The sequence below is a fragment of the Sphingopyxis sp. GC21 genome, from assembly GCF_025727575.1.
Classification (GTDB): Bacteria; Pseudomonadota; Alphaproteobacteria; order Sphingomonadales; family Sphingomonadaceae; genus Sphingopyxis; species Sphingopyxis terrae_A.
The window spans coordinates 1,273,583-1,293,630 of the sequence record NZ_CP095845.1; the positions used below are offsets into that span (position 1 = coordinate 1,273,583).

Sequence of the window (20,048 nt, forward strand, 5' to 3'; positions counted from 1 at the left end):
CATCTGGAGCATCTGACAATGACGAAATTTACCTTCTACGATACCGAAGCTACGTGGGATGAGACACTCCACGAGGCCTATCAATCGATTGATCCGCGCCAGCGATCGCATCGGATCGGTTCCAAGCGCATCATTGCGGCAGCCGCATTCGATGTCGAAATTTCGGCCGAGGGCCACATCGCGTGTGAGGCGATCAAGAGCTGGACCGAATATGACGTCGGCGACGAGCCAGCGATCGTGGGCGGCCTGTTCGATCACCTGCGCGCGCGGCCGGACAGGATCGCGGTCGGATTTGGCAGCGTCGCCGACGATCTGCCCATCCTTACGCTCGCGGCGATGGAAGCTGGTCTGATGCTTCCGTCCCAGTTTCTGCCGCCCCAGCCCGGCACTATTCGCAGCGGACGGCGAATGCACCTTGATCTCGGCCTCGCTTTGAAGGGTAGCGGTAAGACGTGGCACCATCTTTCCGAGGTCTGCCTGCGCATTGGCATCCCGGTTGATCTCCTCAAAGGGAAGATTACCGGGTCGGCTCCGGTGACGGCAGAGAGCTGGAGAAACTTGCGGGCTCATGTCGAGCTCGACACCGCGTTGCTGGCGATCGCCACCCTAGCTTGGCAGCGCACACAGGGCCAAGCCTGCCTTGACCCAACCATCGCGGCACTTGCCGTTTTGGACTGGCTGCGCCGCAATGGAAATTTGACCGAGGCCAAGCTGGCGATAATCGCGGACACCTGCCGCGCGCTCGAGCTGGACATTTTGCACACAGACAAGCTGGCGGCTTGAGAGAAATAGGGGGCGCGGCCGGTCGTCGGCTAAGCTCGCGACAACGGTTCGCGTCCCTTACGTTCCGCCAGTTTGTCCATGTCGGCGGAGTCCGGATACCAGGTTCGATGCTGAACTGAGGAAAGCAAGATGAGGATCGCTGCGGCGTTTTCTCGGTCGAGTTCGGTAATCGACTGTGGCGCCCACCCACCCCAAGCCCTCACATTATACCAGGCGAAGAGAAAATCCTCGCAGACCTTGGCGCCGCCGGTCCAGTCGTTGGCGAGGGAATAGACTCGGTCGTAGGCATTGCGAATGTTTTCGGGCATTTCCGAGTAGGGCATCTGATCATTCCTTGCTGTGGAGACCGCCCATTGCGGTTGACGTGACCCCCTAGTTTCCACCAGCCGGGATTAGAGCCCAGCAGCTTTGTTGCGCATGAGCGCGGTGTAAGCAATGGCCTGCGCAGCGGAGCCCGTAGGGCGTAGCTGCGCAGGCCATTGCTTATGCAGTTCGGCGGCGAACGCCGCCGGTGTCTCATATCCAAGGGCCGAGTGTGGCCGCGACTGGTTGTAATCCTCGGCCCAGGCCGCGATCACCGTGCGGGCATGATCGAGGTCGAGGAACAGCGTCTCGTTCAGAAGCTCATCACGCATCCGGCCATTGAAGCTCTCGACATAGCCGTTCTGCATCGGCTTGCCGGGTGCGATATAGTGCCACTCGACGCCGACTTCACCGCACCATGCGAGCACCGCGTTCGATGTCAGCTCGGTCCCATTGTCGCTGACGATCATCCCCGGCCTGCCGCGTTCCTCGATCAGATCGCTGAGCTCGCGCACGACCCGGCGCCCGGAGATCGACGTATCCGGCACCGCGCGCAGGCACTCCCGCGTCACGTCGTCGACGATGTTGAGCACCCGGAACCGCCGGCCTGACGCCATCTGATCATGCACGAAGTCGAGGCTCCAGCGCTGGTTCGGCAGCGCGAGCACCGGTGCGGGCGCCCGCGCACCGATCGCCCGGCGCCGGTTGCGTCGTCGTCGGACCATCAACCCTTCTTCCCGATACAGGCGCTGGGTCTTCTTCCTGTTGATCATTACGCCCTCCCGGCGCAGCAGGATATGCAGGCGTCGATAACCGAACCGGCGACGCTGCTGCGCCAGCTCGCGCAGCTTCTCCCGAACCTCGGTATCGTCACCCCGCTGCGACCGGTAGCGCATGCTCTTCCGATCGGCCCCTGTGACACGGCACGCCCGCCGCTCGCTCATCCCATGGCAAGCCTGGAGATGCGCGACCGCTTCCCGCTGAACGGCGGGCGTCACCATTTTTTTGTGAGAAGATCCTTCAACGCCGCATTGTCGAGCATCGAGTCCGCAAGCAGCCGCTTCAGCTTCGCGTTCTCATCCTCGAGCGAGCGTAGCCGCTTCGCCTCCGACACCTCCAGGCCGCCATACTTGGCCTTCCAGTTGTAAATCGTCGCTTCCGACACCCCGTGCCGCCGCGCCAGCTCGCCGGTCTTCGCGCCTGCCTCCGCTTCCTTCAGCACACCAATGATCTGCTCTTCCGAAAACCTCAAACGCTTCATCTGTCCGTCCTTCCTTCAAGGCCGGACTCTAATCACTGTTGGAGGAAAATCAGGGGGTCACGTCACGGTCATGCAAGTCGTCATTTGCGCCGGTCGCTTGAAATTCGGACAGCCCTGCGGACATTTACCTCTGGGATATTCCGACCAACCTATGCCGTTTACGAAATTTTAACGGTTCTGGCTTAAGCGCAGCCAAATCTGCGGACACGTGGCAGGGCAAGCAGCCTAAGCCGGTGAATTGTATTGTGACCCGCGCCAACTCTCGGACCTGCACGTTGTGCCGGCCCGATCGGCGTCCGAGGTCACGAATGCACGTTCGCGATTTTTACCTCACCACGGTTAGTGGCCTCGCGCGTCAGCGAGGTATTCGCCGTGCGCAAAGCAAATCCCAGTTCAAAAGATTCATCGAATTGCCGTTCTGAATGTCCGAATTCCGTCATTGCGGCGCAACCAGATATGGGGCGCCCATCCGCGACGACCGGCGATCAGCGGCGGCGAACCGAAATTGAGCAGTGCTATCGCGATCCACGCCTGCGCCGCGTTGTGAAGCGCCTTGCCGCCCGGAGGTGCGCAGACGCTGACGACGCCTTTCACGCAGCGATCGTTCGGGTTCTGAAATACGGCAGCGGGGGGCAGAATCCTGCCGATCGGTTGGTGGCATGCGTGTCCAGTATCACATCGACTGCGGCAAGGTCGCAGGCGCGTGCTGCGGCCAACGGCTTCGCCGGCTTTACCGATCCGGACGATCAGTGTGACCATCTTTGGGGGCGCGCATTTCTTCCTCCGGACGAGGAGATGGAACGCAGGCTACGCCAGCAGGCCGTTGCATACATCCTTGCTGAAGCTGCCGACGGTGATCCCGTTCAGGCCACGCTGCTTGATGCTGCACTCGACGGACTACGCGGAGCAGAGTTGATGCGCTTGCTTGGCCTTTCAGAGCGCGAGCTCGCCACTCGTCGGCGGCGACTTAAACGCACGATTCTGTCGCTTTGCCGACCCTTCATCTTCAACGGCCAGCTTGATTTCAGCGCGACGTCATTAACGTGAAAGGCAGCATTATGAAAATTTCTGAAGTTTCTGTTAGATTCCTCAGCGTTAGAGGTGTGGATTTAAATAGGTTCGTCGAGAGCTTGGCATTTATCAATGCTCAAGGAATGAATTCCAGCATATCGATATACGACAATGTTGGAAAACTTGAGGCTGAATTTAAATCAGAGAATGGATGCATTTATATCAATATAGAGCGAGCAGATTTCTCCTATTATGATAACGTGCTTGGAGATTCCATTTTCTGGCTGCCAAATGTTTCCATTCCGGAGGTGGCATGCTCTAATATCGCCGGAGCAGGAAAAACGTTGAGCGATCTGATTGAATTTGGCGAGAAAAATGACTTTCTTAAAGGTTGCGGCACCATCCTCGAGGTGGAGAATGATTACATTGGATTAATCGTGACACTGTTGCCAAACTGGATTGAAATTGCGTGATAAATCTCGATCTAATTCTGCTGCCGCCAATGGCAGCGTCACCGCGTGACGAGGCCTTTCCTACAGGGTAGTCCTAGCCCGTCCACTCCGCGCTGGGCGTTTTCTGATTCGTCGATTGAGCCCCTATGAACGCTGTAGAAATTGAAGAAGCCGTATCCGAGCTGGTGCTACAACCGTTTGACGCGGCCGAGTTCCCGTTCCAGTTCATTACGGCTTTCGGCGCCAAGAAGGCGACCGTCGACCGCCTGCGCAAGGGCGATACCAATCAGTCTGACGTCGGCGGCGTGCTCCAGCGCAACAACATCCATATCGGCATCGCGCCCGCGGGCGAGGTAACCGAAACGCTCGCACGGCTTCGCGCCAGCCCCAAGACGGCGAGTGCGAAGGCGAAGTTCCTCATCGCCACTGATGGCGAAACGGTCGAGGCCGAGGATCTGATCGGCGGCGACGTCATCGCATGCGCCTATGCCGATCTGCCGCGGCATTTCGCGATGTTCCTGCCGCTCGCCGGCATCTCTACGGTCAAGGAGATCAAGAACAACCCCATTGACGTCAAGGCCACGGGGCGGCTCAACAAGCTCTACGTCGAGTTGCTGAAGGACAATCCGGACTGGGCAACCGAGGGTCGGCGGCACGAGCTCAACCAGTTCATGGCACGGCTGATCTTCTGTTTCTTCGCTGAAGACACTGGCATTTTCCGCGAGCATCAGTTCACCGAGACCATCACCCAGATGAGCCACGCTGGCCACGGCAGCGGCGAAGAACAGTGGGGCAACACGCATGAGGTGCTGACCGAGCTATTCCGTGCAATGGATACGCCCGTCACGCATGAGGGTAATCTAGACCCCCGTTATCGCGAAGCGGCGAGCATTCGCCCTTATGCCGATGTCTTTCCCTATGTGAACGGCGGGCTGTTCACCGGCGCAGTGGACGCACCGCGCTTCAGCCGAACAGCCCGCGCCTATCTGCTGCGCGCGGGCGAGCTCGACTGGAAAGAGATCAACCCGGATATTTTTGGATCGATGATCCAGGCGGTGGCCGAAGATGACGAGCGCGGCGAGCTGGGGATGCACTACACCAGCGTGCCCAACATCCTGAAGGTGCTGAACCCGCTGTTCCTCGATGATCTTCGCGAGCAGCTGGAGGCGGCGGGCGACAGCAAGCAGAAGCTGCGCAACCTGCGCAAGCGGCTGGGCAACATCCGCGTATTCGATCCGGCCTGCGGATCGGGCAACTTCCTCGTCATCGCCTACAAGGAGATGCGCGCGATAGAGGCGCAAATCGTCGAGCGGCTGGGCGGTGAAGCGAACCTGAAGCTGGCCGAGCGTCGCAGCGTCATTCCCTTGAGCAACTTCTACGGCATCGAGATCAAGGGCTTCGCCGCCGAGATCGCCCGCCTCGCGCTGCTGATCGCCGAATTCCAGGCGGATTGTCTGTATCTCAGCCAGCAGGAGGCGCGCGCGATGGTGCTGCCGCTGCACAAGACGGGGCAGATTACGGTCGGAAATGCGCTCAGGTCAGACTGGCTAAAGGTGTGCCCATCTGTCGCGGCGCAAGTCATTCCAGAGCTCGATCTTGCGGGGCCGACCGGGGGTCGAGCGATCGAAGAGACCGGTCTCAATCACGACGCAGACGTTCAGACTTATCTCTGCGGGAATCCGCCATACCTAGGGGCCAAGAAGAAATCTCCTGAGCAAAAAGAAGATATGGACATAGTCGGAGTTCCACAGTCTGTGGATTATGTAGTTGCGTTTCTCGCCAAGGCGGCAGAATATGGACGGCAGACGAGAACAGATGTTGCACTCGTTTCGACTAGTTCCATATGCCAAGGCGAGCAAGTAGCGTCTGTATGGAAGCCGCTTCTATCCGATTATGAGATTAACTTTGCCTATACCCCCTTCAAGTGGTCTAATTCGGCCGCGAACAATGCTGGTGTGTATTGCACGATTGTGGGGTTAAGTCGCGAACCGTCGAGGGTTCGCCGGCTGATATCAAGCGATGCCGAGAAGGGCTGTTCAAGTATATCACCTTACCTAATTGAGGGTGAGCCAATCATATGTGAACCACGGAAGGATCAAATTTCTCGCCTGCAACCGATGGTCATGGGCAGTAACCCTGTAGACGGCCGCCGCTTGGTGATGGATCTCGAAGATGGTGTTCATTTTGTCGCAGAAAATCCAAATGCCGCGCCCTTCGTGCGCGATTATTTTGGGACGCAGGAACTTACTAACGGACTGAAGAGGCTGTGCCTTTGGATCGAGGAAGATTGCAAAGACGAGGCACTCTCGATAGCGGCTATTGCAAGTAAGGTAGAGGATTGCCGCATATACAGGCTATCGGCCGGACGAGACGCTAAGCGCTCCGCCAATCGCCCATATGCATTCTGCTACTCCACTTTCCAGAATCGCGAACACCTTATCGTTGGTAAGGTGATTGGTGAGAAATTCGGTTACGTCCCGTTTGATTTCCACCGCGCTGGCTCAATCACCAGCGTGGACGCACTCACCGTTTATGGACAGGCGATGGTCGAAGCTGCGATCATCGCCTCAACTCTGCATCGTGTCTGGGCAGAGGCAGTGTCGGGTCGCATGGGCAACGGCATCAGATACGGTAATACTGTTGTCTATAACACTTTCCCCGTTCCCAAGCTGACCGAGCAGGAAAAGGCCGACCTCGCCCACACCGCGGAGAATATTTTGCTCGCACGCGAGGCGCATTTTCCCGCGACCATCGCCGATCTCTATGATCCGAAGGCGATGCCGGACGACTTGCGTCGCGCTCACGAGGACAATGATGAGGTGCTGGAACGCATCTATATCGGCCGCCGCTTCCGCAACGATACCGAGCGGCTGGAAAAGCTGTTCGACCTCTACACCAAAATGACCGCCAACACTGCGCCCAAGGGCAAGGGCGCGAAGAAGGGCAAGGCCGCATGACCCGTCTATTCCGTATCTCCGACAGCGGGCTGGTCGAAAGCCGCCGCAAGCCGCTCGATCTGGAAAGTCGGATCGAAGATTGGGTCGCGCGTGACCTGAGCCTGGTCGGGGTCGACGGCATCGTCATCGGCCGCCAGATCGCGACCGATCATGGCAAGCGCATCGACTTGCTGGCGATGGATGAAGACGGCAACCTCATCATCATCGAGCTGAAGCGGGATCGCAGCCCTCGCGACATCGTGGGGCAGGTGCTCGACTATGCATCTTGGGTGCGCCATCTGACGACCAAAGACGTGCACGAACTGACCCGCGCGGCTATCGGCCGATCGCTGCCGGACCTTTATCGCGAACGGTATGGCAAGGCGTTGCCCGAAACGCTCAACGCCTCGCACCAGATGATCGTGGTCGCCAGCGAAGTCGACGAAGCGACGAAGCGGATCATCGAATATCTGTCCGAAGAGCATGACGTCGGCATCAACGCCAGCTTCTTCAACATCTTCGGGGCCGAGGGCCATGAATGGCTCACCACGGACAGTTTGCTTGACCAGGAAGAGGTGAAGGACCGCGCCGTGAAAAAGGCGCGGGCGCCGTGGTCCGGCCTCTATTACGTCACCGGCGGCGCGGAAGAGGATCGTCCGTGGGACGAGCTCCGCAAATATGGCATCTTCACTGCCGATGGTGGGCCACATTACACGAACCAGCTCGACAGGCTCGAGGTTGGTGCGCCGATCTTCTACTATCAGAAAAAGACAGGCTATCTCGGGTATGGCCGGGTTCAGACGCCGAAAATGCTGGCGAGCGACTATGTGCTGGAAGATGGTCGGAAGCTGACCGAGGCGCTGCCCGCCCGATACCTCACCCAGTTCGAGGATGACGCCGATCGTGCCGCATATGTTGTCGGCGTGGAATGGCTGCGCACCTTCGATCGCGCCGACGCCAAGACCTATCAGGGCATCTTCGCCAACCAGGCAATCGCTTGCAAAATCTATGATCAGCAGACCGCCGACTTCCTGCGCCAGGAGTTCGGCGTGTCGGCAGAGGACAACGCATGACCGAAAACCGCCCCATCCCGGCCGTCCGTCTCGTCACCGCACATTCTGGTGCCTCGACAAGTGCCAACGAACTCGGCATGCGGCCGATGCAGGCGCGAGCCTATGCACATCGCGGCGAGCAGTATTTGCTGATCAAATCACCCCCGGCATCGGGCAAGTCTCGAGCGCTGATGTTCATCGCGCTCGACAAGCTGACGAATCAGGACGTGAAGCAAGCGATCATCGTCGTTCCGGAACGGTCCATCGGCGCCAGCTTCGCCGACGAGCCGCTGAGCAAATTCGGCTTCTGGGCGGACTGGAAGGTGAAGCCGCACTGGAACCTGTGCAACGTCCCCGGCGCCGACGACTTCAAGGTCGCCAAGTCCAAGGTAAAGGCGGTTGGCGAGTTCTTGGCGAGTGACGACAAGGTGCTAGTGTGCACCCATGCCACCTTCCGCTTTGCCATCGAAGAACTCGGCATTGAGGCATTCGACGGCCGGCTGATCGCGGTGGACGAATTCCACCACGTCTCCGCCAATCCGGACAACAGGTTGGGAGCGCAGCTCGGCCAGCTGATCGCACGAGACAAGGTGCATCTAGTCGCGATGACTGGCAGCTATTTTCGCGGCGATTCCGTGGCGGTGCTGACGCCCGAGGACGAGGCGAAGTTCACCACCGTCACCTACACTTATTATGAGCAGCTCAACGGCTATCAGTGGCTGAAGACGCTCGACATCGCCTACAGCTTCTACACCGGCCGCTATATCGACAAGATCAACGATCTGCTCGATCCGGCGGTCAAGACGATCGTTCATATTCCCAGCGTGAACAGCCGGGAGAGCACCAAGGACAAGCACCGCGAGGTCGAGGAGATAATGGATCATCTCGGCACTTGGAAAGGCACGGATGATGCGACCGGCTTCCACCTGATCGAAACTGCGGAAGGCAAGATCATCCGCGTCGCCGATCTAGTCGACGACGAGCCGTCGAAACGCGACCGCGTATCGACGGCATTGAAAAGCCCGGAGGCGCGCAAGAGTCGTGATTATGTCGACGTGATCATCGCGCTGGGCATGGCGAAGGAAGGCTTTGACTGGATATGGTGTGAGCATGCGCTAACCGTTGGCTATCGATCGAGCCTGACTGAGGTCATTCAGATCATCGGCCGTGCCACGCGTGATGCACCCGGCAAGTCCGTCGCACGCTTCACCAACCTCATCGCCGAACCGGCTGCCGCCGATGACGTGGTCGCCGAGGCTGTTAACGATACGCTGAAGGCCATCGCCGCCAGCCTGCTGATGGAGCAGGTGTTGGCGCCGCGCTTTGAGTTCACGCCGAAGGATGTCGGGCCGAAGGATGGATACGACTATGGCCCGGGCGGCTATCAGGAAGGCAAAACCAACGTAGGTTTCAACGACGAGCGTGGGCAGTTCCACTTTGAACTCAAGGATCTGGTTGAGCCCAGCTCGGTTGAGGCTAAGCGCATTTGCGCCGAGGACATCAACGAGGTGATCACCAGCTTCATCCAAGATAAGCAAGCGATCGAGCGCGGCCTGTTCGATCCAGAGGTCGTGCCAGAGGAACTGACTCAGGTTCGGATGGGCAAGATTGTGCGCGAACGCTATCCTGAGCTCAGCGAAACCGATCAGGAAGCCATTCGCCAGCACGCGATCGCCGCGCTGAACATCACGCAACAAGCGGCAAAAATCGTCACCGAAAGCGTGACCGAGGGCGATGATGGCGAGCTGAAGGTGAACACCTCGTTCGTCGATGGCGTTCGCAAATTTATGAATGTGCGCGAGCTCGACATCGACCTGATCGATCGGATCAACCCCTTCGATGCAGCATACGCCATTCTCGCTAGGGCTATGAATGAGGGAACGTTGCGGCAAGTGCAGGCAGCGATCTCCGCTCGTAAAAGCACGCTGACTGAAGAGGAGGCGAGGGCTTTCGCGGTTCGCGCGGTCCAGTGGAAGCGCGAGCGCGGGCGCTCGCCCGAGATCACGTCGCAGGATCCGTGGGAGCGTCAGTTGGCGGAGGGTGTCGCTGCGTTTGCGCGCTTCAAGGCGAAGGCGGCTACCAATGGCTGAGATGTCCGACGATGATATTCTTGCTGAACTCGGCGTCGATCTTGCGCCCAAGAAGGTTCGTGCGCGCACACCGCGTGAAGAGCGCGTGATCGCTGGTTTCGAGGATATCGTGAAGTTTCGCGAGGAGCACGGTCGTGTGCCCCAGCACGGCGAAGATCGCGATATATTCGAACGGCTTTATGCCGTGCGGCTCGATCGCTTGCGCGCCCAACCGGAATTCCACGTTCTCCTAGCCGACATTGATGCGCACGGTTTGCTGGAGGGCGTGGATGACAACGCAACTCCGGTTGAGGCGCTGGACGACAGCGACCTCCTTGCCGAGCTGGGCGTTGAGGCGGAGCCGGAAGCCAACATCACACAGTTGCGCAATGTCCGGTCGAATGCCGAACGTAAGGCGGCCGAGGAAATTGCCACTGCAAAGCGATGCGAGGATTTCGAGACTTTCAGGCCCCTGTTCGAAAAGGTTCAAGCGGATTTGGAGGACGGCATCCGTGCGTCGCGCCGGTTTGGTCGCGATGCGAGCATTGATGTCAGGGATTTCTTCATCTTGCGCGGCCAACTCGCATATGTGGCCGAAATTATCGGCGAACCGATCAAGGCGGCTAACGGACAGAATGATGCCCGATTGCGGGTAATATATTCGAACGGAACCGAGAGCGACCTGCTGCGCTGGTCGTTACAGCGCGCGCTTTACAAGGACGAAGGCGGCAGACGGATTTCCGAACCTACCGCCGGGCCACTTTTTGCTACGGTTTCGGACGTGGCGGAAGAGCCTGATTATCTTACTACAGGCACTCTCTACGTCTTGCGTAGCCGATCCACCCATCCGACCATCGCCGCGCATCGAGACCTGATCCACAAGATCGGCATCACCGGCGGTTCGGTTGAAGCACGCGTCGCAGGTGCCGCTGACGACGCAACATTCTTGCTTGCGGACGTCGATATCATAGCAACCTACCAGCTGTTCGACGTGAATCGGACCGGGCTCGAGCGCCTCATCCATCGAGTGCTCGACAGCGTTCGCTTTGATGTCGAAATTCCGGATCGCTTCGGCAAAATGATACGCCCGCGCGAGTGGTTCCTTGTGCCGCTGTCCATCGTGGATGAGATTGTAGACCGCATCGGGAACGGTAGTTTGGCGGGCATGACGTATGATCGCAATGCTGCGAAGCTCATGCGGGAGAGGCATTGATTGCCGATACTGGCGAAAAATCGGCCCCAGAGTTGTTGGAAGAGGGGCGACAATAGGGGGAATGATGGGACTGGATGAGTCTGGGGCAGCGGACAAAGCGGCGATTCTCGATATCTTGGCGGCGCTGGCGCCGCCGCAGGTGGAAAATGTAGATACGCCGGGAGATTTTCTCGCGGCCTTGGCTGCATCCCTCAACGCGTTGGAAGGCGTTGACGTCGATGTCGCAGGCATCCTGGCTGATCACCTGCTGACTGTCGTGCCGCATGCCAATGCAGTCTCCAATGCCACCGTCGCGATTGCCGCGATCGCTGCAAAGCGCGCCGCGCTGGACCAGGAGGAGGTCGATGGCTGAGCCGACGCTTCTTCACTCGCTGACGCTCGAAGGCTTCCGCGCCTACCTTCAGCCCAAGACCTTCGACCTCAGCAAAAAGCCGAGCTTGGCGATTTTCGCCCCCAATGGCCTCGGCAAGTCAAGCGTCATCGACGCGCTCGAATTTCTGTTCTCCGAACATGGCACACTCGAGCGCCTCGGACAGCGCACGTTGAACAATCAGGCCGGGCCGCCCGCCCTCGCGCACAATGAGGCGCACGCTGCGGGTATCGCGCCTATGGTGAAATTCACAACGATCACCGGCAAAACGAAGTTTGAGGGCAGCCGAGCCGCCACCGGCAATCCTCGCCCAATTCATCCGGCCGCAACTGAAATGAAAGCCGGGTTCGTCGTCTCGCCGCTCATCCGCGGTTATACGCTGCGCACCTTTGTTGAAACTCATAGTCCGGAGAATCGCTATAGCGATGTGGCCGGTTGGCTGCAGCTCTCACCGCTGGTTGAAGTACAGAAGAGCCTTCGTCTTCTGCGTCGCGATGTGAAGGCTGCTGCCGAGAGCACCACCGAACAGGTTCGCCTAGCTGGTTTGTTGCGCATGGAGACCGCCCAAGCACTTGGCGCGTGGGACGATGCTGCCGTGCTCGACTTCATCAATGCCAGCGTCATCGCGCCGCTCGATCCCAACTTAGCTCTAGCCGCCCTCGCCGCCGAGGATGACAGCTATGTCGAAATCGGCAAGCGTGTCGAGGAAGAAGAAAGGCGGCTCGGTCTTGCAAACCTCAAACAGATTCGTAATTCAATTGTCGCGCTGTGGCACAATGTGGTGCCGGGGGACGGCGGTGACGCCAAATGTTCGGGAGCCATTGCAGCGTTCCACGAGGCACTCTCTGAGCTTGCCGAAGCAAAGGTCGCTGAAGCCGTTGAGCGCGACAAGGCGGCGAGCGCGGCCTTTCGGTCGCTGTGGAAGGAGGCCGAGAAGCTGTTTGCCGACGACGCGACTGCGCCCGATGCGTGCCCGGTCTGCGCCACTTCAATCGGAGACACTGCTGCGGGAAGCGTGCCTGCCATCCGCAACCTATTGATGATTCATCTTAAGGATCTACAGAGCTACAACGACGCGAAGACCGCGCTGGACAATGCCGAGATCGCGGCAAACCAAGCCCACAATCAGCTCGTGGCGCGCCTTCCCGCGATGATCGAGCATCTGCCGGGTCACGATGGAGACGGATTTCGAATTGCGCTCATCGCCTACCAGGCCGGGATTTTCGGATGGCCGATCGGCGAGGCGCCCGACCCCGCCGCAATCGTCGCCGAGCTGGAAGCGCGCCTTATCGGCCTTGATCATGAGATCGCAGAGATCGAGGCGAATCAGGGCGAGCATACCTGGGTCAAAGTAAAGACCAGCATTGATCGGCTGCTTATTCTCCAGAAGGATGTTGCACTGGCATCCCGCATCACCGCGCACCTGACTACGTTACACGAAGCGCTCGTCGCACAGGCCACGTTCGTATCGGGCAAGATCCGCGACAAGATGCAGTCGCTCCTCGACACGCTTCAAGAGCCGCTGAATACCATCTACAAGGAGATCCAAGGTGCCAACGCGAGGCCGATCCGCCTAGAGCTGCCTGACGAGGACGACATCAACCAGCAGCGCATGCAACTGGTGATTGATTTTGCAGACAATCGTCAAAGCGTTGCGCCGGGTGGCTATCTCAGCGACTCCCAGATTCATTCCGTCGCGCTCGCGCTGCGACTCGCGGCGATCAAAAAGTTTAATAAGGCGGCACCGGTAATTGCGCTGGATGATGTCGTTACATCCTATGACGCCGATCATCGACGCGCGATCGGCGCGCTGCTCGCGAAAATGTTTACCGACTGCCAGATCATTCTCGTCACCCATGACGAACGTTTCTTCAATTATTTGAAGGATCAGCTCGCAGAAAAGGATTGGCAATACACCCGCATCATCGGCCTTGATCCAGCGTTCGGACCACGGTTCGCCGATCATAAGGTCACCGATGAGATGATTGCTGATCGCTGGGTCAAGGGGGAATCTGCCGCCAACGAGATGCGTCAGGCGGAAGAGGAATGGTTACTGGGGATCGCCCGCGGTTTTGGCGTCAATGTCCGCATCCGACAACTCGAAAAGGCATATTCCTACGAGCGCGCCGAGCTGGCCTCTGCGATTGGCGGCTTCTTGAACGACCTGAAGCTTATGCCCGCTGATGTGCCAGGCGTGAACAACCGCTTCATCGCCAGCCTTATTAAGGGCGATATTGAAAACTTCGGAAGCCACTTTCAAGAGGCGCCCTATGGCGACGGCTCGATCGGAGACGAAAGGAGGCGGTGGGATGAGTTCAAGGCGTTCCGCCAGCAGTTCCAATGCGTGTGTGGTCGCGCCAAGTATAAACGGCCACCCGGCCTTAAAAATCCGGTGTGTGCTCATGATAAATGCGAGACAAAATTCGCGTTTAAGCCACCTGCGGCAGACGGGCCTGCGCCCGAAGTAGCGATTATTTAAATGCAGACTGCGCGGTTCAGACCGAATTTGTCGACATAGATACGGTGGAACGTTGAGAATGTCACCAGAGGAGCGGCGCCAGTTTGATGTGTTCGTGGCGAAGTAGGATAGAGGAGAGCCAGTGTGAATACAGGCACGGGAATCGCGGTCGCGGGGGCATTGGTCGCTGCAGCGATCTTCTCTTCGTCAACTATGCAACCAAAATTGCGCTACGAAATTGTCGCCTCTGAGTCAGCGGGCGCATTTCGTCTGGATCGCACGACGGGAGATGTCCAGCTTTGTTACCAGTTCGGTTGTGATGAACTGGGACCAGTCGAGAAGGGCGACGGTAAATCATGGTCTGAGCGCTATACCGAGCAGCATAAGCATCAGTGAGTCGAATTTGCGCCAAAGTGCGTGCGGAAGGGAAAAGAATGTTCGGCAAAGGTAGGAAGACAATCCCAAAGGCTGAAACATACTACGGGTGGACCGATGATCAGCTGAAGCGGCTTGCAAAGACCCTGAAGTCCAGTCGGCCTTCGTTCTTCATTCCGTTGGTCGGCTTCGCGCAACAGTTGGGCAGGAACGTCAACAAGCCGTCGCCGCTATTGTCAGAGAGCGAGTTGTTCGGCGTCTTGGAGACGTTTGAGGCGGCGGTCGAAGGTCGGATCGATATCGAGCCGATCGGGACTATTGGAAGCATTTCGTTCAATTCGAGTGGCACCGACGAAGAAGGCTATAAACCACGGGTTAACTTCCAACTGGCGGTTTTGAACAGTGCTGAAGAAGCGAGGTTCCAGGATCATCTGCACGCAGCCTTCGCTGCTAATATCAGGCCCTCTCTTGCCATCTTCCTAGATCCTTGTGCCGAAGCGGAGGATCGCATTAGCGAGATAAGGGAAGATGGTGGTTGCGATGCTATTCTCCTGCGCAGTTTCCGACTAATTGCGGAATTCGGGAAGGTCGATATTTGACCAAGACGCTTGTCAGCAATAGCGACTGGTCGGCATATCAGAAGCGTCCACTAATCGTCACCCGCTTTATGAAAATCAGCGGTATAGCGCGAGCCAGCGTAACCATTGAAGGGCAGGACGTTCCAGCAGGGACCACCGGCATGATCTTCCACAAAGCGGATGCCAATCACTTGGCAAGCGCGTTTGCAGAGAAAGCGAAGGGCGATGATAGGTTGGTTGTCATAGAATGGAGCACCGATCACCTGAGAGGTATCAAGAAGCTACTGGCGCCGTTTCTGCCGAGGCTGACCGTGGGTGTCTTCACGGTCGAATCATTCGAGTTGGTGACGCGGCCAGAGTTTCGTCCCGAGCTAAAGGGCGTAGCGAGATTCAATGCGGAAAGGCCTATCGCGATATGGTCGCCAGAGGTATAAGGGCGAGACACGATTAGGTCGAAGACTCAGTCACTTGTCAGTCCCGTGTAGATCCTCGCTTCCGACACTCCAGACCGCTGCGCCGGCTCGCCGGTCTTCACACGCTTCCGCTATTCTTCAGCACACTAATGATCTGGCCTCCTGAAAACTTGGTCCGCTTCATCTGTTTGCCCTTCCTTCGAGACCGGAATCAAATCCCAGTTGAAGGAAAATCAGCGGGTCATGCCACATTTATCAGCAGTAACGAAATGAACGCACATCGCATCGTTGTGGGCTCCGACTGCGCCACCGTTGAGTCTTTCGCTCTTGTTTGGCAGGAAGTTGAAGTTGCTCGGTTTGGGGGAAATTCGTGTGAAAGAATCTCATATTCTCGCCGTTTTGCTTTTTTGTTCTGCGCTTGGCGCATGCAACGATATCGGTCGCTCACGCGGCGAAGAGAAGTCGCAGACCAGCGTCGATTTCGATTATGCGCGAGATGACGCGACAGATGAATTTTCGTCTACTGTCAAATCGGTGGCGTCCGCCTCGTTTCCACGTAAAGGCCTCGCGATCGACGTGAAGTTTTCCTGTGAGAATAATCAAAAAAACCCTGAAAAGAGCCGCCTTAACCTGACGGCCGTCATGGTCGGAAACAAGGATGGTAACATCGTCCAAGGAACAGGCGCGATCCTGTATAAGATCGATGATCGCAAACCAGAAGTTTACAGGGATGATTTTTTTGACGGCATTTTGCCTAACGGATCAATCGATATGAATTTGAATCGGTTAGGTCTTTTTTCACGTAATCTTCCGGAGTATTTGAATATTAGATTTGTCTTGGGAGCGAGTCCTGCGGAGAGAATGATGGGTGACATTGATCACCTATCGAGTCTTCCGAAGATCGATCTGAAAATTCCGGTTAGAACGTCGAAGGTTGGAAAAGTCGTCTCTGATTGTCTTCCAAGTTAGAGCTTATGACTCGCGCTCTATTTTTTCGGCTTCCACCACGACCCAACGACGTGCTGGTCTTGAAACGTTAAGAGATGCAATACGCCAAGGTGCTACAAGCAAGACGCACTATACCGGAGTAAGGATTTTTTCTTCGCGCCTGACCACGAACGCAAAATTTGACGATGACACGAACTCTTCACGCCGCTTTGGCGAAACGCTATTTCCTGGAGGACCTCCCCGGCGCGGCTCAATTGGGCGCCCGGTTGAATGGGATTCTTCTGAAAATTGATGCTGGCGAGCAGGTGACTGCCTTGCAGCGAGAATATCTCGCCGCGACCGGCTTGCATGCACTCGTCAACTGGGCCGAAGGTAAGGCAACCTTGGCAGAATTTCGGGCCCAAGCCGGAGCGGAACAGGCAGCGCGCATTGAGGAGGCTTCGGCCAAGGCCGTGAAGGATGCGGCAGAATTGGCGGAACGCACTGAGGCCAGGGCGGCAGCAGTTAAGGCGACCTTTGCCGCCATGGCGAACGATCCGGCACTCCGTCGAAAGCGAGAGGCCAAGGAGCTGCGACAGCGCTTCGGCGTGGGATATATCGAAAGCGACGATTATCCGCGCGCAATGGCTCTTCTAAGGCAAGTCGCCAATGGCCAACGCCTCGAAGCCAAGGACCTCGCATGGCTCAAGGCAAAGGCCGATTACTGCTGGACCGACGAGCTGCAGAGAGCTTGGCATGCATTGGAAGCCGCAGCCCTGACCAAAGCTTGGGAAGACAGTGGTGATACGTGGAATGCCGTGAATGCGAGCGGGCATTGGCGTAAGGCTGGCGAACCGGAGCGAGCCTTACGCCTGACCGATGCGGCATTGGCAAAGGTCGGGTCAAATCCTAAAATCAGGTCGGCCTTGGCAACGACGCGCGGCGGAGCAATGCGTGACCTACGCCGCCTCGACGAGGCGAAGGCGCTCGCCAGCGAAGCGCATCGACTGACCTCAAGCAACTATAGACCGTGCACTTTGCTGGGCGCGGTCCACATCGAGCTTGGAGACCTCGCTGCAGGGCACGAATGGTATGCAAAGGCTGAGAGCCTCGGAGCGTCGCGCCATGCGATCGATGGTGAATTGCGAGGGTTGCTGATGCACGCTTCCATTCCGGAACAGCAGCGTATTCGTGAATTCCTGCTTCGACAGGATCCCGAACGCTTTGCTTGGCTGCGGCGTTGGCCTGTAAAATCTCCATCCGCGACGCGCTCGAAGCCCGCGCAAACGCCGCAGAATAAGGGTCGCGCCGCAATGGCCCGGGAAGGCCGGCATGATCATCGTTCCCGATGATCCAGGCCCTGCAGGTCCAGATGAGGTGCTGAAGGCAGCCGTCCGAGAGGTATTCGACGGCGACGGCTTCTTGGCAAACGTCTGGCATCCCTATCGGCAGGCTTGGGTGGAACGCGTTTCCTTCCGCTTTGCGTTTATCGACGCCCCCGAAATGGGGCAACCGTTCGGACCGGAAGCCCGAGATTTTTTGCTAGGCCTTATCGCAAATAAGGAGCTTCGCTTGGACCCAGTTGGCAAAGAGTCGACTGGCTACCGGCCCATCGATCCTTACAAGCGGATTTTGTGCATGGCATTTCTGACCGAGCAAATGGATGTCGGCACGGTCGACTATTATCACGCAGGCAAGCGGGGCGGTGGTTCAGTCAAGCGCGCGCGCCCTGTCACGCGCAATATCGAGCTCGAGATGATCGTGAACGGGTGGGCTTGGGTGACCGAGCAATATGCGTTTGATCGCGAGGCCGAATATTTCGCGGCGCAAGACGATGCCCGGCGTGACCGGCGAGGGTTGTGGGCAATGGACAATCCGGAGCCGCCTTGGGTCTTCAAGCACCGTCAAAAACGGGGACGCAAAGATTCGGAAGGGCAGCCCCGACTTATCTAAGTCATCTCCTGCGCCGGGAACGAAAATTGGGCGGTAAAGGCGCGCGATTCGTCTAACACTGGACTATCACACAACTGTATGGCACAAACGGCCCCAGGCCGCAGAAAATCTTGGTTTTTCTGGACTTTGCAATCTCTAAAGAAACTGGTCGGGGAGAGAGGATTCGAACCTCCGGCCCCTGCCTCCCGAAGACAGTGCTCTACCAGGCTGAGCTACTCCCCGACCGATCTCTGGCGCCGGCGGACCGGCGCGAGGGCAGGGCGGTCCTCTAGACGCGCCTTTTCGGAACTTCAAGCGTCAATCGGCAGCTTTGGCGATATTCGCCGATTTAGAGCAATTGCGCGCGGCGAAAGCTGAAATGACCATGATCGACGAAGATCAGATGATCGGTCAAATCGACGGCGATTCGGCGGAGAAAATCCATCGCCTCGCCGGTCGCCGCCAGATCGGCTTCGCTCGGGTAGGCGCAGCCCGATGGATGATTATGCGCCATCAACACGGTCGCGGCGCCCCGGCCGATCAGCCGGTGCCAGCAGGCAGGGGCGATCGTGCAACGGCCGTCGATACCGCCTTCGCAGCATTCGATCCGCATCAGGCGTCCGAAACCATCGAATCCGGCCAGGATCAGCCGCTCGCGGTCAGCGGGGAACTCGGCGCGCAGCAGATCCCGGGCCACCGCGTCCTCCGCGTCGCGATCGACGAAGCCGCTCAGCGTCGTGCCATCGAAGGGGCGGGCAGGTGGGAAAGCGAGCGCCATAGCCGAAATCTGCGCTCCAGGGCGGTCCGCGCCAAGCCGGGACTGGGCCGAAACGGTGCAAGGTCGGGCGGGGCGCTTGCGAGGCGCGCCGCTGCCGCCTAGCAAAGAGGCCGCAATGCCGGGAGCGAGTCTTGTCCGAATCCATCCATTATGAACTTCAATATCTCGACTTGATGCGTCGGATATGGACCGAAGGCGACGAACGCGTCGACCGCACCGGGGTCGGGACGCGCTCGCTGTTCGGCGAAACGATGCGCTTTTCGCTGCGCGACGATGCCATTCCCTTGCTCACAACCAAGCGCGTGTACTGGAAAACGGCGCTGCGCGAGCTGTTGTGGTTCCTGACCGGCGACACCAATATCCGACCGCTCGTTGCGCAGGGCGTCCGCATATGGACCGACTGGCCGCTCGAGAAATATCGCCGCGCGACGGGCGAGCAGATCGACGCCGAAGCGTTCGAGGCGCGGATCGTCGCCGATCCTGATTTCGCGGCGGCGTGGGGCGATCTGGGGCCGGTCTATGGTCATCAGTGGGTCAATTGGCCGCGCTATGAGCCGGCGGGCGAGGGGCTGTTCCGCCGCGCGGAACAGGGGCACAACCAGATCGCCGCGCTGATCGACTCGCTCCGCAACAACCCCGGATCGCGCCGGCATATCTTCACAGGCTGGAATGTCGCCGATCTCGACCGCATGGCGCTGCCGCCCTGTCACATGACCTATCAGTTTCATGTGCGGAGCGACGGCGGACTGTCGTGCCTTCTGTTCCAGCGGTCGTGCGACCTGGGCCTGGGTTTTGCCTTCAACATATTCGAAGCCGCGCTGCTGACGCGGATGGTTGCGGCGCAATGCGGTCTTCATGCCCATGAACTGGTGTGGACCGGCGGCGACGTCCATCTTTACCTCAATCACGCAGAGCTCGTGGAGCAGCAGCTTCGGCGCGTTCCATCGGGCGCACCGCGATTGCGCATCCTTCGGCAGGCTTCGAGCATTTTCGATTATGCGTTCGACGATTTCGCGGTCGAGAATTACGCCCCGCAGGCGCACATTTCCGCGCCCGTCGCGGTCTGAGAGGCCGCCATTGCATTGCTATGCAGGAAGTAATAATATGTCGTCCAATTGAAATATAACGGCGCGGCGA

General features: G+C 58.3%; 19 protein-coding genes and 1 tRNA gene. 16 read left to right on the forward strand and 4 right to left on the reverse strand.

Going from position 1 to position 20,048, the window contains the following annotated elements; all coding sequences use genetic code 11:
* The first annotated feature begins 18 nt into the window (after positions 1 to 18).
* On the forward strand, positions 19 to 783 hold the full coding sequence (locus MU856_RS06070) for a hypothetical protein (protein WP_263588579.1): 765 nt from the start codon (positions 19 to 21) through the stop codon (positions 781 to 783).
* A gap of 29 nt (positions 784 to 812) precedes the next feature.
* Here MU856_RS06070 and MU856_RS06075 read toward each other — a convergent pair whose 3' ends face one another.
* Together MU856_RS06075 and MU856_RS06080 are read right to left on the reverse strand one after the other, a co-directional pair.
* Positions 813 to 1,106, reverse strand: a complete 294-nt coding sequence (locus MU856_RS06075; RefSeq protein WP_263588580.1) for a hypothetical protein — start codon at positions 1,104 to 1,106, stop codon at positions 813 to 815.
* A 69-nt stretch (positions 1,107 to 1,175) separates the two neighbouring features.
* Positions 1,176 to 2,347, reverse strand: a protein-coding gene (locus MU856_RS06080) for an IS3-like element ISSpma3 family transposase (RefSeq protein ID WP_263588581.1) whose coding sequence is annotated in 2 segments (ribosomal slippage) — positions 1,176 to 2,095 and positions 2,095 to 2,347 — 1,173 coding nt in all. Because the reading frame shifts where the segments join, the coding sequence is not laid out codon by codon here.
* A 372-nt stretch (positions 2,348 to 2,719) separates the two neighbouring features.
* Here MU856_RS06080 and MU856_RS06085 point away from each other — a divergent pair.
* From MU856_RS06085 to MU856_RS06150, 14 genes are all read left to right on the forward strand, one after another.
* Complete coding sequence (locus MU856_RS06085; protein ID WP_263588582.1) at positions 2,720 to 3,394, forward strand: hypothetical protein; 675 nt, start codon at positions 2,720 to 2,722, stop codon at positions 3,392 to 3,394.
* 11 nt (positions 3,395 to 3,405) lie between these two features.
* Positions 3,406 to 3,831, forward strand: coding sequence for a hypothetical protein (locus tag MU856_RS06090; protein WP_263588583.1), 426 nt, complete (start codon positions 3,406 to 3,408; stop codon positions 3,829 to 3,831).
* A gap of 125 nt (positions 3,832 to 3,956) precedes the next feature.
* Positions 3,957 to 6,767: a class I SAM-dependent DNA methyltransferase gene (locus MU856_RS06095; protein ID WP_263588584.1), complete on the forward strand. Its 2,811-nt coding sequence runs from the start codon at positions 3,957 to 3,959 to the stop codon at positions 6,765 to 6,767.
* Complete coding sequence (locus MU856_RS06100) at positions 6,764 to 7,819, forward strand: endonuclease NucS domain-containing protein (protein WP_263588585.1); 1,056 nt, start codon at positions 6,764 to 6,766, stop codon at positions 7,817 to 7,819. Before MU856_RS06095 ends, MU856_RS06100 begins: the two co-directional genes overlap by 4 nt.
* Entirely contained in the window at positions 7,816 to 9,888 is a 2,073-nt protein-coding gene (locus MU856_RS06105) for a DEAD/DEAH box helicase (RefSeq protein WP_263588586.1), read from the forward strand. Before MU856_RS06100 ends, MU856_RS06105 begins: the two co-directional genes overlap by 4 nt.
* Positions 9,881 to 11,080, forward strand: coding sequence for a GIY-YIG nuclease family protein (locus MU856_RS06110; protein WP_263588587.1), 1,200 nt, complete (start codon positions 9,881 to 9,883; stop codon positions 11,078 to 11,080). The genes MU856_RS06105 and MU856_RS06110 overlap by 8 nt, the downstream gene beginning before the upstream one ends.
* A gap of 61 nt (positions 11,081 to 11,141) precedes the next feature.
* Positions 11,142 to 11,432: a hypothetical protein gene (locus MU856_RS06115; protein WP_263588588.1), complete on the forward strand. Its 291-nt coding sequence runs from the start codon at positions 11,142 to 11,144 to the stop codon at positions 11,430 to 11,432.
* Entirely contained in the window at positions 11,425 to 13,929 is a 2,505-nt protein-coding gene (locus tag MU856_RS06120; RefSeq protein ID WP_263588589.1) for an AAA family ATPase, read from the forward strand. Before MU856_RS06115 ends, MU856_RS06120 begins: the two co-directional genes overlap by 8 nt.
* 123 nt (positions 13,930 to 14,052) lie before the next feature.
* A complete protein-coding gene (locus MU856_RS06125; RefSeq protein ID WP_263588590.1) occupies positions 14,053 to 14,304 on the forward strand; it encodes a hypothetical protein in 252 nt (83 codons plus the stop codon).
* Between the two features lie 38 nt (positions 14,305 to 14,342).
* The gene (locus tag MU856_RS06130) at positions 14,343 to 14,882 is read left to right on the forward strand and encodes a hypothetical protein (protein WP_263588591.1); all 540 of its coding nucleotides are present in this window, start codon (positions 14,343 to 14,345) and stop codon (positions 14,880 to 14,882) included.
* A complete protein-coding gene (locus tag MU856_RS06135; RefSeq protein ID WP_263588592.1) occupies positions 14,879 to 15,295 on the forward strand; it encodes a hypothetical protein in 417 nt (138 codons plus the stop codon). The genes MU856_RS06130 and MU856_RS06135 overlap by 4 nt, the downstream gene beginning before the upstream one ends.
* Positions 15,296 to 15,616: 321 nt before the next feature.
* Positions 15,617 to 16,243, forward strand: coding sequence for a hypothetical protein (locus tag MU856_RS06140; RefSeq protein WP_263588593.1), 627 nt, complete (start codon positions 15,617 to 15,619; stop codon positions 16,241 to 16,243).
* Between the two features lie 164 nt (positions 16,244 to 16,407).
* Positions 16,408 to 17,553 carry a hypothetical protein gene (locus MU856_RS06145; protein WP_263588594.1) on the forward strand — a complete coding sequence of 382 codons (1,146 nt, stop codon included), beginning with the start codon at positions 16,408 to 16,410 and terminating at the stop codon, positions 17,551 to 17,553.
* Complete coding sequence (locus tag MU856_RS06150; RefSeq protein ID WP_263588595.1) at positions 17,534 to 18,154, forward strand: thermonuclease family protein; 621 nt, start codon at positions 17,534 to 17,536, stop codon at positions 18,152 to 18,154. The genes MU856_RS06145 and MU856_RS06150 overlap by 20 nt, the downstream gene beginning before the upstream one ends.
* A gap of 145 nt (positions 18,155 to 18,299) precedes the next feature.
* On the opposite strand, the gene MU856_RS06155 is transcribed toward MU856_RS06150, so the two are convergent.
* Both MU856_RS06155 and MU856_RS06160 read right to left on the reverse strand, forming a co-directional pair.
* Positions 18,300 to 18,376: transfer RNA gene (locus tag MU856_RS06155), tRNA-Pro, on the reverse strand.
* Between the two features lie 106 nt (positions 18,377 to 18,482).
* The gene (locus tag MU856_RS06160) at positions 18,483 to 18,911 is read right to left on the reverse strand and encodes a JAB domain-containing protein (RefSeq protein ID WP_062764867.1); all 429 of its coding nucleotides are present in this window, start codon (positions 18,909 to 18,911) and stop codon (positions 18,483 to 18,485) included.
* A 131-nt stretch (positions 18,912 to 19,042) separates the two neighbouring features.
* On the opposite strand from MU856_RS06160, the gene thyA reads away from it, so the two are divergent.
* Entirely contained in the window at positions 19,043 to 19,978 is a 936-nt protein-coding gene (gene thyA / locus MU856_RS06165; protein ID WP_003051489.1) for a thymidylate synthase, read from the forward strand.
* Positions 19,979 to 20,048: the final 70 nt, after the last annotated feature.

What these genes read in the sequence shown, in the direction of transcription:
- MU856_RS06070 (WP_263588579.1), top strand. Translation starts at nt 19, where the DNA reads ATGACGAAATTTACCTTCTACGATACCGAAGCTACGTGGGATGAGACA.
- MU856_RS06075 (WP_263588580.1), bottom strand. Translation starts at nt 1,106, where the DNA reads ATGCCCTACTCGGAAATGCCCGAAAACATTCGCAATGCCTACGACCGA.
- MU856_RS06090 (WP_263588583.1), top strand. Translation starts at nt 3,406, where the DNA reads ATGAAAATTTCTGAAGTTTCTGTTAGATTCCTCAGCGTTAGAGGTGTG.
- MU856_RS06095 (WP_263588584.1), top strand. Translation starts at nt 3,957, where the DNA reads ATGAACGCTGTAGAAATTGAAGAAGCCGTATCCGAGCTGGTGCTACAA.
- MU856_RS06100 (WP_263588585.1), top strand. Translation starts at nt 6,764, where the DNA reads ATGACCCGTCTATTCCGTATCTCCGACAGCGGGCTGGTCGAAAGCCGC.
- MU856_RS06105 (WP_263588586.1), top strand. Translation starts at nt 7,816, where the DNA reads ATGACCGAAAACCGCCCCATCCCGGCCGTCCGTCTCGTCACCGCACAT.
- MU856_RS06110 (WP_263588587.1), top strand. Translation starts at nt 9,881, where the DNA reads ATGGCTGAGATGTCCGACGATGATATTCTTGCTGAACTCGGCGTCGAT.
- MU856_RS06115 (WP_263588588.1), top strand. Translation starts at nt 11,142, where the DNA reads ATGATGGGACTGGATGAGTCTGGGGCAGCGGACAAAGCGGCGATTCTC.
- MU856_RS06120 (WP_263588589.1), top strand. Translation starts at nt 11,425, where the DNA reads ATGGCTGAGCCGACGCTTCTTCACTCGCTGACGCTCGAAGGCTTCCGC.
- MU856_RS06130 (WP_263588591.1), top strand. Translation starts at nt 14,343, where the DNA reads ATGTTCGGCAAAGGTAGGAAGACAATCCCAAAGGCTGAAACATACTAC.
- MU856_RS06145 (WP_263588594.1), top strand. Translation starts at nt 16,408, where the DNA reads ATGACACGAACTCTTCACGCCGCTTTGGCGAAACGCTATTTCCTGGAG.
- MU856_RS06150 (WP_263588595.1), top strand. Translation starts at nt 17,534, where the DNA reads ATGATCATCGTTCCCGATGATCCAGGCCCTGCAGGTCCAGATGAGGTG.
- MU856_RS06160 (WP_062764867.1), bottom strand. Translation starts at nt 18,911, where the DNA reads ATGGCGCTCGCTTTCCCACCTGCCCGCCCCTTCGATGGCACGACGCTG.